This is a genomic window from Streptomyces sp. NBC_01717, from assembly GCF_036248255.1.
Classification (GTDB): Bacteria; Actinomycetota; Actinomycetes; order Streptomycetales; family Streptomycetaceae; genus Streptomyces.
Map to the genome: position 1 here is coordinate 175,202 of NZ_CP109179.1, position 14,836 is coordinate 190,037.

Annotated in this window: 1 protein-coding gene (only partly in view); it reads right to left on the reverse strand. The window is 69.6% G+C overall.

Annotation, left to right across the window (positions count from 1 at the left end; all coding sequences use genetic code 11):
• On the reverse strand, positions 1-14,836 hold the 3' end of the coding sequence (locus tag OHB49_RS43115; RefSeq protein ID WP_329167035.1) for a glycosyltransferase. It continues 75,224 nt past the right edge of the window; only the last 14,836 of its 90,060 coding nucleotides appear in the window; the start codon falls outside the window, past its right edge — the gene reads right to left on this strand; the stop codon is at positions 1-3.

A 14,836-nucleotide genomic window follows, 5' to 3' on the forward strand; every position in this document is an offset into this window, starting at 1 on the left:
TCATCCCTGGGCGCGGGAGTCGACCCCGTAGCCGCGTGAGCCGCCGCTGAGTCCTGGGTGTGTTGCGTCCTTGATATGCGTGAGAGTGTCGAGCACCTTCTTGACAAGGTCGTCGGGCGTCTGGCCGGCGAGCGCCGCGGTGATCTTCTCGTATGCTTCTGCCGCCCAGGCGCGGTATTCGACGTTCCTGCCGGGGAGCGTGGCACGGTCGCCGATCTTGAACTGGTAGTCGTCCAGGATCTTGATGCGACGGTCCTTCAGTTCGTTCAGTTCCTTGAACACCTCGCGCAGTGGGCTCTTGAAGGCGTCGGTGACCAGATTACCGAGGGCCTCGTAGCCACGGCGGACCTTGAAGCGCTCTTCCAGCAGTTCGCTGTGATCCTGGCCGATGAGGCGCTCGGTGGTGCGGCGCTGTCCGCGCAGCGTGGGCGGGGCGTCCGTGAGGCGGTAGTCGACCGGGGTCGTGGTGGGGTTACTGTCGATGAGTTCCTCGAACTCGTGGTACAGGGCCTGGGCGATACGGGCGTGGTTGGCCCAGGGAGTGACGTAGTCGCGGACGAACCTGTCGACGGCGGCCCGCTTCTCCTTCTGCCCGTCGATGTTCTGCTTCAGGTGCTCGGGCGCGTGCTTGTCGAAGAACCTCCACACGTCACCCTGTGAAAGTGACTTGTCGCCGCGTTCGAGGAGCCGCGGGTTCTTCGCGTGGGCCGCGACGACTTCGCGCAGGGTACGCGCCGTGCTCTCGTACTTCGATGGCGCCATGAAGCCGGCGTCCTTGGTGAACACGGGGAAACCGGCGAGTACTTTGTCGGGGACGCCGAGGCGTTCGCGTAGTTGTGCAAGGGGCCGGACATCGCCCCAGGTGTCGGGCCTGCCTTGGACATCGCCGTCGGTGTAGGTGCGCAGGGAGCCAGGGAGCGCGGTCTGGCGCAGGAGTTCGAGTGATTCGGGCTTGCGTACGCCGAACTGGTTGGAGCCGAAGTGCTTGTCGACGTTGAGGTCGACGAGGAACGTGCTGGAGTTGTGCTCGGTGACCGAGTCCCGTGAGACCTCGTTCACGGTGCGCAGTGGCACGAGGAAGGAGCGGACCATCGGTTCGGACGCGCGGCGGGCGTAGTTCTCGATCCACTTGAGCTGCCGGAGCGGCTGGCCGAAGCTCAGCCAGATGGTTCCTTCGCTGCCGCCTGGGGCTCCGGTGTGTATCTGAATCACGCCGAAGTCGTCCTGCCCGATGTCCTTGTAGGCCGGCTCGTCGGAGCCGAGCGCGTCGCCGAAGACGGCCAAATACACCGGTACGTAGGCCTCGCCCTCGATGACGATGCTTTCGGGGATGTCTCGGTTGATGTATCCCTGGCCGGGTCCGTCGGTGACGTGGCTGGCGGACACGTAGTCGGCGCCCGGTATGGCCATGGTCGGACGGTTGAAGTCGTGGGTGTTGAGTGCCTCGTGGGCGGCGTTGACGGAGGAGTCAGTGAACTCACCCTCGGGGAGGGTGTCGATCAACTGCCGCGTTTGGTGGACCCAGGCTTCCCGGTGCTGGGGCGCGACACCGTTGAGGAAGTCACCGATCGTGTGCCTCAGGCGCTGGACCTGCTGGACTTGGTGATCGGGCCGTACCAAGATCCGCTTGAGCCGGTCGCGGAAGTCGTCGAACCGCGCCTGTTCCTGCGGATCCACCGTGGCCAGGGGCGGGATTCTGTGCTGGCTCGGGCGTCTGAGGGTGTCCGGTTCCTGGGCCCTCATGGCCCGGCTGCCGCGCTTCCTTGTGAGGGGCGTGTCGGGCTGGTCGTCTCCCGCTGTTGGGGGTGCGGCGGGCTGGTCCGTGTCCCTGTGCTGGGGGGCTGCCGGTCCCGCAGGGTGCAGCACGGCGAGGGGTTCCTCGCTGGCGCTAATTGGGGCCGGGTTTCCTTCTTCTGGTGTTTGTGGTGCTCCGCCTCGTAGGCCGGCCTGCCGACCGGTGAGGAGGATCTGCGCGATCGCCTCGCCGCGCTGGCGGAGCGTCCCCCTGAGGTGGGAGGGCAATTCGTCGTGTTGCTGTTCCACTGTCTCGGTGTCCACGGGGCCGTGGTCCGGGACCAGCCTTTGCAGTTCTCGGTGCACCTCCGTGCGGAGCATGGCGAGTTCGTTCTGGGAGAGTGCCGACTCCCGCCGGGCCCTTGCGGACGGTGTCGGGCTCGACGCGCCGTGACGTCCCACACCGTTCTCCACTTCGGCGGACGGTGTACCGCTGTGCGTGGCGTGCTGTGTGGCGTTTGCGACGGGTTCCATAACGATCCGCAGGGCCGTGCTCTCCAGCGCCGACCTGGCCGTGCCCGGGGCCGGCCGAGTACCGACCGTGCCGACACCGGCTGCACCGGTGGTGGCCGTGGGGCTGGGCGGGGTGACGGTGGTTCTCGTGGCGTCGCTGGTCGTGAGTGTCCGGGTGCCGGGCCGGCTGTCCGGCGTGGCGGTGCGGGAGGCCGGAGCCGACGAGGATGCGGACGGTGTCGGTGTCGGTGTCGGTGTCGGTGTGGAGGTGGTGCTGGTCGGGTCACCGGACGTGCTGACTTCCCTGGTCCCGGTCCCGGCTGCGGCCGGAGCCGGGCTGGAAGGAGCGCCCTGCCTAGGAGCGGCCAACTCGGCCTGCGACGGGGCCGCGGAGGTGGACGTGCTCTGGCCCGCAGCGGTCGGCAGACCTGGACTGGGAACTGTCGAGGCACCAGGGCCGACCAAGGTGGCGGGGGTGCCCGGGATAGGTGTGGACCCGGGCTCGGCCGTGACGGCGTCTTCCTGCCCCTGGAGCATGCCTGTGTCCACGGCCGTGTCCACGCCCCGGGCGTCGTGCCAGCCGTTCTCCCTCTCGCCGGCCTCTTGCGGGGCAGTTGGTTGCCGGTCCGTCTCAAGGTCTGTCGCTGGTGCCGGGCTACCGGCACCAGACGGCTGAACGGAACCGGCCGCGTCTGAGTGATGAGCAGAAGGGCTATACCAGTCCGCTGTCTGCACCGTGGGCCGGTAGCCGCCCTCTGCCAGTACGAGCAGCACGGGCGTTGCCGTCGCGTCGCCGAATTCCCTCACCGTCCCGTCACCAGGTCCGGCGAGCACCAGGCGTACTCCGAGCTCTCGGGCCGCTACGGGGGCCACGATCTCCGCGAGGGCGGCCTCGGGCAGTCCGCCCCTGGCCACGAGCAGCCGGTATCGCTGGATCGGCCCGACTTCCGCACCGGCCCTCGCCGCGCCGAGTGTCAGCGTGCTTCCCCCTCCCATGAGCACGTCTTCGGTGCGCAGTACGCGGCTCACCTCGTATCCGGCGGCTGCCAGGTCGTCCAGCGAGAAGCGTTCTTCATCCGCCGGGGTTGGCAGGTCTGCGGGGATGTCGCCGTCCGTGAGGCGCTGGTCGAGCCAGGTGCGCAGGGTGCGTGCCGCCGTGGCGGGCGGCGCCGGGGAGTCGCCGGGTGCCTGGTTCTTTAGTCCCGGCACCGCCCGCAGAGCCTGCGGCGCGTCCAGGCTGAGTGCGTGGAGGAGGGTCGAAATGAAGCCGGGTTGGTCGCTCGTGGGCGACTGCAGGCGGAAGGTGCGTCCCTCGAACGACACCGTGTCCGGGCCCTCGTGCCGGAAGCGGGGAGCCTCGGGGGTCTGCGCAGCCTGTGGTGCGGCCTCCTCCGGCTCACGCGCGCCCGCGGGTTCCGTGGCACCGTCCGACCCGGTTGGCTGCGGCTCGTGGTGCCGTGCGGCCGGGTATTCCTGCGGCTCCTGATCTCCGGGGCGGAAGATCCGCCAGCGTGCTGGTCCGCCGTCCGGGGCCGGGGACAGCTCGATCCGCGCGGTTCCGTCGTCCGTTCCGGTCACCCGAAGCGCCCCGACGGGTTCGATGACGGTCAGCCCGGTTGCGGCTGCGATCCGACGGGCCACGGGGATGGCATGGCCAGCTCTTCTCTCGTCGTTCGTCGGCGAGTCCGCTTCCTCCACGCGTCCTGGGCCGTCCTTCAGCAGCACGATCACTGCGCCGAGTGGAACGGTCGCCAGGTCGCCGTACGCGCGAAGCAGGGCGGCGGTCTCGTGCTCGTCCACGTCCCGCGTCGCGCCGTCGGTCGTGGCGACTGTGACCCGGTGATCCGCACCGTGCATGGCCAGCCAGTACCGCTTCCGGCCAGCGAGCGGTAGGGGGCGGGTGACGCGCACGGGCTCGCCCTTCTCGCCGGGGCGCTGCTCGACGTACTCGGTCACCTCGTTCAGCCGCTGGTAGATGGCCTCGCGCCGCTGCCAGCCTGCCAGGGGGAATGACGCCGTGCCGATCCGCTTGCCCGCGTCGTCGAGGATGGGACGGACCAGAACGGTCGAGTGCCACGGGACCGCTGGGGCAGGCGCGAGGGCGAGCGCGTCCAGGTGGCCTCGAGGATCGCTCAGGGCCTCCGTCGTCACCAGCTTCAGCGCGGATTCCAGTGTCATCCGGACGACCACCCGCTTGGGCAGCCTGAGCTGTGTGTCCTCCGAGCCCTTGGAAACGCCGAGGGCTTGGCCGCTGCGCTTCAGCGTCGCGATGAGCCGCAGATCCACCTCGAATGACGCCAGGACGAACGGGCTCAGCCGGATCAGCCGTGGTTCGCTTCCGCCCGACGTCGAGGCGGACGAGCCCGTATCCCCGCTGCGGCTTATCCCGCCAGTGGCTGCGTGGTCGTGGACGTCGTCGTGGCGGTATCTGGACCAGCTGCCGCCTCCGGACCAGCCAACCCCCTCGGAGTCGCCTGAACCGCTGCTGTAGCCCACGGAGGCGAGGCGGGGCGTTCCAGACGCGAGCTCGTCGAAGTACTCCCAGTACAGGCGTTCGCCGGTGGTGAGGATCTCGCCCCCGGTGAGCTTGGCGTGCAGGGAGACCGTGAGCTCCTGCCCGCCGCGCGCGCCGAGCATGTACACGTCGGGCAGCCGGGCTCCCGTCTTCGTCAGCAGGGGCAGCGACGCCGTCAGCCACTCAGTATTCAGTGACTCGTCCCTGACGTAGGACTGGGCGGTACCGGTCGTCGTGAAACCCCGGTAAGCACCCATGTTCCGGGCCATGTCAGAGAGTGCGGCCCGGATCACCGGCGCGCCCTCCATGGGGAAGATCTGGGCCTCCGGCGGGAGGCTGACACCATGCCTCCGCCAGGTCTCCAGCGGCTCCCGCCGCTCCGCGAGCCGCCAACCCGGAGGGACGAGCGACCGCTCCCGAGCGAGAGCCGCCATAGCCCGAGCATCCGACTCCAGGACGCGGTAGAGGATATAGCGGTCGTCGTGGCCGGTCGTCGGTGCGTCAAGCGACACGGAAAGCAGGGGTTCGGCACCCGCGTCCACGTCGGCACCGGGCGCGTACAGGTCGAGCCTGGCGTCGGTCAGTGGGACACGGAACCGGAGGTAGTCGGCGTCCGCGGGCGTCACACTCACCGCGTATACCTGCCGGCTGCGGCTGTCACCATGTGTCGCCGTGTCGTGCGGGGCTAGGCCACCTGAGGCCTGCGGAGCCGTGGCCCCGGCCGTGTCGCCGAGCGGGGCCACCGGAAGGACGAATGCGTTGACACCCGAGCCCTTCATCGTGGATCGCGAAATGGCCTCGTCGAACGAAGCGCTGGTGACGAACGCCATTTCCTGGCCACCTGCCGGTCGGTCCTCGAACGTGCCCGTGCCCCGCCTGACGACGAACCGGGCGACATAGGCGTCCTGCGAGTTCGTGCGGAACAGCTCGACCGGGACGCCTCCGTCGAGGGCGCTGCCGAGCAGACCCGTGGCGCCGACCGGATCGAGTACGTCCGCGAGGCGCTGAGTGTTCCGCCAGGTGTCCCGCAATACCTGCTCGGGCAGCAGCTCCTTCGCCAGCTTCGTCCCGTGCACACGCTCCAGTTCCGCGCGGAGCCGGGGCAAGAGGACGCCGAAGTCAGGCAGCCTGTCGATACCTCCGGGGCCGAGCGGGGCGGTGCCAGGCAGTTTGAGGCCGGCTGCCCGATCGGCGGCGGGGGCGGCGTTCACGTCGACGGTCGGGGCGGCGACCGGGTCGGCGCCCCCCACGGCCTCCTGTGCCCCGTCGGCGGCTTCGGCGGTCGTCTGTGCCGGGTGGCCCTTCTCGATGCGGGCCTGCTCTGCCAGGCGCTGGTCGATATCCGGGCCGAGCCCGAGGGCGAGCGCCTGCTGTTCGGTGAGCCAGGCCGTGACGGACCTGTCGAATGCCATACCCTCCGATTCCACCTGAGGGTCACTCCCGCCGACGGACGCCTCGGCGACCATCAATACCTCGATGTCGCCCTGGACGAGCACGAGCCGGTCGCCGGCCGCACTGAACCCGACCCGCTCGATCGCGCCGGAATTGCCGATCCGCTGCGTGGCCGACCAGCTTGCGCTGTACGAGGCACCCGGCCCGCCAAGCAGCCAGACCGCGGGACTCTGTGCGCGAGCGTCTCCGGCCCCGAAGACGCTCGCGCCGGCGCCCGCAGCGACGGCACGCTTCTTGCCGCTGGCGGCGGAGTGCCCGCCACCTACGCCGGATTGGACCGAAGGAGCTCCGCCCACGTGGATCACGGTCGGGTTGACCACATTGGCACGGATGCCGACCGCGGCTGCGACTCCGTTCCACCGCCGGTCATAACGCAACCCATCCACTATCCACGCCCCCTTGAGGGCCCGCGGCAGCTCGGCCGCGATCGACTCCCGGCTCATCCGCCCCTCGAGCGTCAGCGCCGGGTCGAGGCCGGGGGTGGACAGAGCCGTGTCGCCTCTGGCGGCCCGCGCCAGCAATCTGCGGGCGAGATCCTGAATGTGCCCCGGATCTCCAGCCGCCTCCATCACCAGCCATTCGGTCAGCCGGCGCTGCCCGGCTTCCGGGGGTGCCCACTGCGGGTCGACGAGTGTGCCGATGCCCACCGCCGGCGGCACGGGCAGGGGACGCGGCGCGGCGGAGGCCTGCAGGTCCTTCCGCGGTGCGCGCGCCGTCATCGACGCGGGGGTGGTCAGGAGCACTGGTGTGGGCGGTATGACCAGCTGTCGGACTCCGTCGTTACCGCCTGGGTCGGTGCTGGCCAACGTGGTCACCTCGGGCACCTGCTGCCCAGGAAGCCCTGGTGTGGGCGGTATGACCAGCTGTCGGACTCCGTCGTTACCGCCTGGGTCGGTGCTGGCCAACGTGGTCACCTCGGGCACCTGCTGCCCGGGAAGCCCTGGTGTGGCCCAGCGCCGCCATGTGCGTGCCACTACCACGGAGGTGACGGTCACCTTGAAGCGAAGGCTGCCGTTGAACGCGCTGGCTGTCTGCGAGCCCTCGCTGAAGAAGCCTCGCGACGCGCTCGGACCCGCTTGAGCGTCGCGGGTGGTGTTCGTGGCGACCGTCAGGGCGCCGGCGAGGTACAGGTGCCCGGGGATCGGCTTGGCGGAGATCCCGAAGCGCGCCATCGCGCCTTGCCCGACCGCTCCCCCACTCTGGGCTCCCGTGCCGACCCCCAGTGCTGTCACCACCCCCCAGTCGTCGACGTCGCCCCGGTACGAGGTGGCGTCGTCGACGAGCGTGCCCTCGACACGGATGAGTACCGACTCGGTGACGTTCCAACGCTTTCGTCGCAGCCTGATGGGGATGCCGGTGGTGAGCAGCATGCCCTTGCGAGTGCGCAGGCCCCTTGGGGACAGCGCCTGAGTCAGCGCGCGGTGGTTGTTCCGCTGCCTGGCCAGGTCCTTCTCGGTCTCGAAGAAGCCGGGCGACACGGCGGCTTGCCCGTACCGTGGAAGGAACCCGTCCAGTCGTTCGTCAGTCGAGAAGAGCTCCTCGATCCGTTGGACCAGCGGATCGGTATCCACCCTGCCGAGGACGGTGCCCGCCCCCCGTGCACCGGCAGGCAGGTGCCGCTCGAAGCCCGGATTGCGGAACAGCGGGCTCGGCGTCAGGCCGGGCGGTAGCGGCAGGCCTAGCTCCGCGGCCTGGTCGAGTCGCAGACTCAGCCAGACGGTCAACTCGTGCTCGCCGGGCTGCGCGCCGGCCTTGGTGCGGGCGCTCAGAGGCACCGGGGCGGTGCCTTCTACGGTGATCCTCACGCGGGCCTCGTAGAGCACCTTCGCACCGCTGACCTCCGCGCCCTGAGCCACCTGCACCCCGGTGGACTGGGAGACCGCCCGGCTGCGCGCGGCCGTCAGACCGAGTTGGAGGAAGACCCGGGCTCTGGGGCCGCCAGCCATGAGGCCCACGCCGAACGCGGGACCGGCGGCGACCTCACCGCCGTAGGCCCTGCCGACCTGCACCCCGTCTTTCTGGCCGAACATCTGGTAGTTCTTCAACCTGGTATTGCCGACCGGGGACACCGGGGCGAGTGCGGTGATCCGCGCGCGCATCCGGTACCCGCCCCGGACGCTGTCGCCGCGGCCGGAGAGGTCGGGCGAGTCCGTCCAGCCCTCGAAGGCTGTCGCCAGGGTTCTCAGTACGCTGTCGGACGAGGTCTCCGCCATGGCCGTCGAGCGGCCGGATGACCCGGGTGCGGTGAGCGCGGGGTGCAGCACTGAGCTGACGGTGCGGTAGAGGCCGCTGGTCGGCTCGCTCGCGGGAGCGTGATCGTACGCGGCGATGAGCGACAGCGAATCTGCCAGCTCAATCCCGCGGGCCTTCTGGGCATCGATGGGTTCCGGCCGGCGCTCGGCAGGCCGCTCCCCGTCCTTGACCAGATGCTCGACGGGCACTCGAGCGATGGCCGAGCCGTCACCGTGGAACACCCGGCCCCGGGATACGCCGGCCTTCTGGGCCGTGACCACCCACTGCACCTGCCGGGGTACGTCCACGGTGCCCGAAAGGTGCACCGGCCTGCGGCTGTCGGTGAAGCCCTCGCTGCTCGTCGTCGTGACCGTTCGCTGGCCGAAGGCGACGTTCACGGCGGCGGTGGCTCCAGCGAGCAGGCCGGGCACGGGCGTGGGAGCAAGCGCGTAGGCCGCACCCCTGACGGCGAAGCCCTCCGAGACCGCGGCGGACCGCGAGCTTTCGACAGACGTGTTCTGAACGGGCATTTCCCCCGCCGAGATCTCTTCGGCGTTGGCGACGGAGGTGATGAGCGGCCGCCTCTCCTTGGGATGACGGACCATCGCGACCTTCACGTCGTACCAGCCGTCCCCGCCTCGCATATGGAAAGACTTGCCGGCACCCACGAAGCGTCCGGGCCACTGCTGTAGTTCCTCGGTGATCAGTTCGGGAGCGGCACGGCCAGTCATCGTGCGGATCGTCGCGTCGACCCAGTCCAGGCCCACCGGGCTGTGGAACTGGGCCGAGCCTGCGGCCCGCATCCGTTCCAGGTAGGCGGGCAGCCGCCAGCGCCCTTGCATCGTCGAGGGGTTCCGGCCGAGGCTGACGGGGAACGAAAGGTGTCCCGGCGTGACTGGGGCGTGGTCTTCACTGGTTCGATCCGCCGGCACGACTTCTTCGATGCGGGGGTCCGTGGCCCAGTCCGTGACCGTGATCTGTGGGAGCGGGGGGATGGTAGCGGTGTGCCGAGAGCGCTGTGCAGGCCCCTCGATCGCCAAGTGCCGCACGGGCTGCCAGACATCCCGGTCAGCTTCCGTGTCCCAGTCCGTGACCGTGATCTGTGGGAGCGGGGGGATGGTAGCGGTGTGCCGAGAGCGCTGTGCAGGCCCCTCGATCGCCAAGTGCCGCATGGGCTGCCAGACATCCCGGTCAGCGGTCTCTGAGTTCGCCGCGGTGGCGCTGGAGAACAGCTGCGGCATGCTCGTCTCCAGGTCGCCGGCGAGCTTCCCGTCCGCGTCGAGCGGAAGCATTGCGTAGAGTGCACGCTCCACCTTGACCCGTACAACTCCGCCCGCGCCCCTGACAACCAGGACCGAGTCGAAGCGGTAGTAGCGGAAGAAGCGGACGCCTTCCTTGTTGTGCTCATCGGTCTCGGCGACCTTGAAGGTGCGCTTCTCGCCCTCCTCGAGGCCGTAGAACTCGATGGGCGCCCGGTCTATGGCACGCCCCGCTTGCACGTCGCCGCCGCCTTCCGGCCCGAACGCGAGATACCAGCCGGAACCGCTGTGGTTCTCGGACGTGGGCGCGTAATCGCTCTGCTGGTAGCGGCGGGCCTTGTACCTCGCTTCCTCGCCGGGCAACAGTTGCTGTGCATGTGTCAGTTCCAGCCCCAAGGTGACCACGCCGTCACCGACAGGCACCGTGTAGTCATGCCGCAGCAACGCGCTGAGGTTCGGCCGCAGCATGCCTTCGCTGGTGTAATGGTCATAGAGAAGCCCCGCCATGGTGCTGGAATCCAAGCCCGGCACGCGCGCTACCGTCCGATTACCCAGGTCCGGGGCGGCGCCCTTCGGGAACCGCTTAGACGCGAGCGCGGACCAGTACTGAACGGCCGCCGCGGCAGGCATCGCCCATGGGTGAAGGTTGTCGATCAGCTCCTTCGGAGCGATGGAGTGGTGGCTGCTCTGGGGAGGCCTCCCGGCGTCGACGGCGTTCTCCCACCGCGCATAGGTTCCGATCGCGGCCGGCTGGCCCGGCGTCAGGGCGGCGACCGCGACCCCGGTCGTCAGATGCCGGGGTACGAGCAGGCGCACTTCACCGGCCAACTGGCTGCCCGAGTCTGCCGAGCTGTCCTCGTACCACGTCCAGCGGCGGTGGCTCTGCCAGAAATCGGCTACGGCGGCGGCGTCGAAGGGCAGGCTCATCGCGAGCAGCATCCTCTTGCCGAGCTTCGCAAGAGCATCGAGGAAGGCGGGCGGTTCGGTGCTCATCCCGATCTCGATCCGGAAGTCGAGCCCGTGTGTGAACTCGTGGGACGCCTCCTTGCTGGACACCCGGTAGATGTCCTTGACCTCACGAACGTCTTCCGATTCACGGCCCTTCCCGTACCCGTATCCGCCGCCGGCCTCCAGTCCGCCATGGCGGTGGCCGGAACCGGCGCGGACTCGGACGTCGAGGCCGCCGCGCAGTCTGTCGGAGACGGAGCGCGAGGCCGAGTCCTCGGTCACGCCCTCGTCCCGCAGCGTCAGCGAGACATCCGGACGCGGCCGGTCCGTGTGGGCGGTCCGGATGTCGGCGGTGACCCGCACCCACAGGTAACGGGTGGTCCCCAGCAGGCCCGGGATCGGCAGCCAGCGACGCACTCCGGACCCGCGCAGGGCCCGGAATTGGGACTCCAGACCGCTTGTCGCGTATGTCGCGGTGAGCGAGCGATGCAGCAGGTTGGGCCTGCGTTCGCCCTCCGGGCTCTCCCGAAGGACGCCGCGCTTCAGCAGCTGTCGCTCGATCTCGGGGAGCACCTGGTCGGCGCGCAGCCTTTCGGTGTGCGCGACGCCTTCCAATATCTCCGGGTGGACCAAGGCCCGGGAGGGCTCAGACTGGCTTGGCTGCTCATCAGGAAGGAGCCATGGAACCAGGTCTTCCATCCGGCGCTGCGGGATCAGCATCTCCAGGACATTCTCGAAGGTGAGGTATCGGGTCTCTTCGACCATCTCGTCGTCCCACCAGCGCAGGGCGGTGACCTGGAAGACGGCGTCGCTGCGCACGGTGTGGGCGTCCCACCGGTAAGTCGCCCTGCTGATCTGGATGTCGCCGTGTTTGCCGCTCTTGCCGGATTCCCAGTGGCGTTCACCACTCGCGAGGAGCAGGGCCGTCGCACGTCCCCCGATGCCGCCCTCGCTGCTGTCTCCGTGCGTGTTCGGCGCGCCGTGTGGCGCGCCGTCGTCTCCGTACTCGTCACTTGCGTTGGAGGCAGCCTCCGCGCCGAAACGAATCTGTGGGCCGCCTGCGGCCAGCGCACTGAGTACCTTGCGGGTGTTGTTGCCGGGCCGGTGGTGGCTGGTCGCCTGGAGGTAGTGCTCGATCTCCACGTCGCCGCCGACCGTGACCGACTTGACCGGATTGTGCGCGAACAGCCTTATTCGGACAGCCTGCTTGAATCCGTCGCGCACCGGCAGCTCGAACTCGTGGCCGTACGGCCCCACCAGGAGAGCGAACTGGTTCGCCAGTTCGGCGGGGGTGGTGGCGTGGCGGATCTCAGCGGGCCAGTTGAGTGGGTTGTCGGCCCACGCCTTCGCTTCTTGTGCGGGCACCCGATTGACCTGGGCGTGCAGCAGGGCGGCTAGGCGGCTCAGTTGGGACATGACGAGGAATACCGGGTAAACGCCGGACGATCCGCCGACGGCGAAGTCCACCGCGAGGCGCGCGGGCTCGGGCAGGCTCCTGGCCAGTCGCGAGAGGCGGCCCGCTGACCTGGCTTCGGGCGCAGTGACCGAGGTGGCGGGGACGTGCTCGTGCGGGACGGCGACGGCGGCGACGACCTCGTCCGGCTTGTCGATCCACCATGTGTCAGCCGGACCCTCTCGCTCAGGATCAGGGCGGATCGTCAGTTCGTACACGATGTTGTAAACGTGCTCGTCGACGCTTGTCGCTGTTTCGGTGCGCCGATACAGCTTTGCTCCGTTGGACAGTTCGTCCGCACGGGTCTTGCCATAGTCCCCGGATGCCTGGAAGGCGCCGGCTTGGAACTTGAACCACTTGCCGATCCCGAATCGTGCGGCGCCGCCGGCGCCGAGGCGTGCGTCCCAGCCTGTCTTTCGGTTCCCGGCCACGGTGGCTCCGGCGGCGGCACGGGCGTTGACGGTCATGTCATAGCTCTCTCCGGCGATCCGCTCCAGCAGGATGCCGCGCGCGTAAAGCTGGTAGGAGCGCCCGGCGAGCTTGACGGTGTGGGAGATCCCGGAAAGCAGGTGGGACAGGTCGGACTCCAGTGCGGGTCGGCCGAAGAACAGAGCCAGGTCGCGGTCGGTCGACGACCAGTCAGCCTTGGCCCCCGCGCTGCCGGCCTGCTCGGCGAGGGCGGCCCGCAACTGGTCGTGGACGAGCTCAGAGCCGGGGAGGTCGGTGAGCATGCCGAAGCCCTGGCCGCGGCGTGACGCGAGGGCCAGCGGCTCTCTCGGGTGCGGGACGGGCAGTTTGGCGTCCAGACGTGCGGGCCGAACAGTGTTCCGGACCAGGGCGGCTCCGGATTCGCGCAGCAGCGCCCGTACCCAGCGGCCCGACTCAACAGGGCCGGGCAGTTGCGGGCCGCGCGGCGGAACGGGCGCGACGCCGGGACCGGCCGCGGTCTCGGTCTCGATTACGGCGGTGTGGCGGGCGGCGGCGCCGAAGACGCGCTCCTCAAAGCCCGCAGCCTCCCGCACGGGCACGCCGATATCCGAATCCACGACGCTCTCCACAGCGGGGATGCGGTGTGTCGTGGACTCGGTGGCCACGGTCACCTTCAACCGAGCCCAGTATCTGGCTTGATCGGATCGCGCGTTGAGCACGGTGTGCACCAGGCCCTGCCGGTGCAGCGAGTGTCCGGAGGAGCGGCTGGTACCCACGGTCCCCCCCAGCAGCGGGTACATGGACATGACCGCACCGGGGTCCGCATGGGCGGCCAGGTTCAGCCCGAGGCCGAGGAACGCGCTGGTCCCGCCCGCCTTCTTCTCCTCATTGGACAGCCCCCCACCGAGATCGTCGCGGACTGCCACCTCCGGGGTGATGCCTACGTACTGGGCAGCCTCGATCTCCGCGCGGACCGAGAAGTGGCCCTGGAACCTCTTGGTGCGGATGAACCCCGAACGGATGGGGTTGGTGACGTCGCCGGACGTCAGCATCCACCGGCTGCGGGCGATCGCGGTCTTCTCGTTGACCGTGGCCTGCAATTCCTCGACGACCTCCAGGGCGGCGCGCGCGGGGAGGCCACCGGAGCGCAGCTCTCGCTGGACGCCGGCGACGACGGGGGTGATGTCCACGGCATTGAGCGTGAGCCTCGCCTTGGGTGTACGCATGGGCGAGCTGCTCTGCGGCGCGGCCGGAAGGCGCGGCTCCGGGTCGTGTGGGCGCGGCGCTCCGGGCGTGGTGTACACGGACGGCAGTTCGACGCCCAGCGCGCGGGGGGTGATCACGCCGTGTTCGCGCTCCACGCCGTCGATGAACACCCTGACCTTGACATCCGCTTCAAAAGCCGTGCTGTCGGCGATGAACAGCTTCCGTCCGGAGATGACGTTACGGTTCCATTTCCTGGCCCGCTTCTCGGAGGCGCTGCCGCCGAAGTGCGGTGCGCCGAGCAGGACCCACGACACGGCCCGCGAAGCCACCTCTATGGCAGTGAACAGGACAGACTGGAAAGCGCGAGAGACCTCGTGCCAGGTCTCGCCACCGGTGCTGGTCGCGGCGAAGGCCACGTTGTAGGAGCGTACGGCGTCGGGGGCCGTGTCCGTGGTGGGTCGGGGTCGGGTGCCGCGCAGCACGGGGCGCAGCCACACCAGCCGCCCCCCGGCGACCAACATTCGGCCCTTGGCGAGCAGCGTGTCCCAGGTCGCGGGGTCGGAGGTGAGCAGCAGGTCGCGCAGGGCGGCCTCGATGTCGGGGAACAGCGCGGCATCCGGGTCGTTTGGTCCGGAACGCAGCCCGTCGATGATCTGCCTGGCCCAGGCGGCGGCCGTCTCGGTGACGCCCGGGTGCGGCCCGTTCGCCGCGGACTGCGCGGCTGCGACCGCGCCGACGGGTTCGGGCATGTCCGCCCGGTCCACGCTTGCGTGGCCGAGTGCGTCACGGTCCAGATACCAGGGGGCCTGTGAGGCGCCGCCCGGCTCCTGTGCGGCGGGCCGGTCCTCTTCGGCAGGCTGGTTCTGTGCCGTGGGCTGATCGGGGTCGGTCTGCCGGCTGCCGGTCGGGGCGGGGTCGACGGAGGCGTTGCTTTCCGTCAGGGGCTCGGGGGCGGTGGTGTCGGGTCCGGTTCCGCCGATTCCTGGTCCCTGCGGCCCGGGGCCGCCTTCGCCTGAACCGTCGGTGCCGGGACCGGAGGCGTCGGGGCCCTTCGAACCGTGTCCCTCGTCTGGTGAACCGGTGTCTCCGGGACCG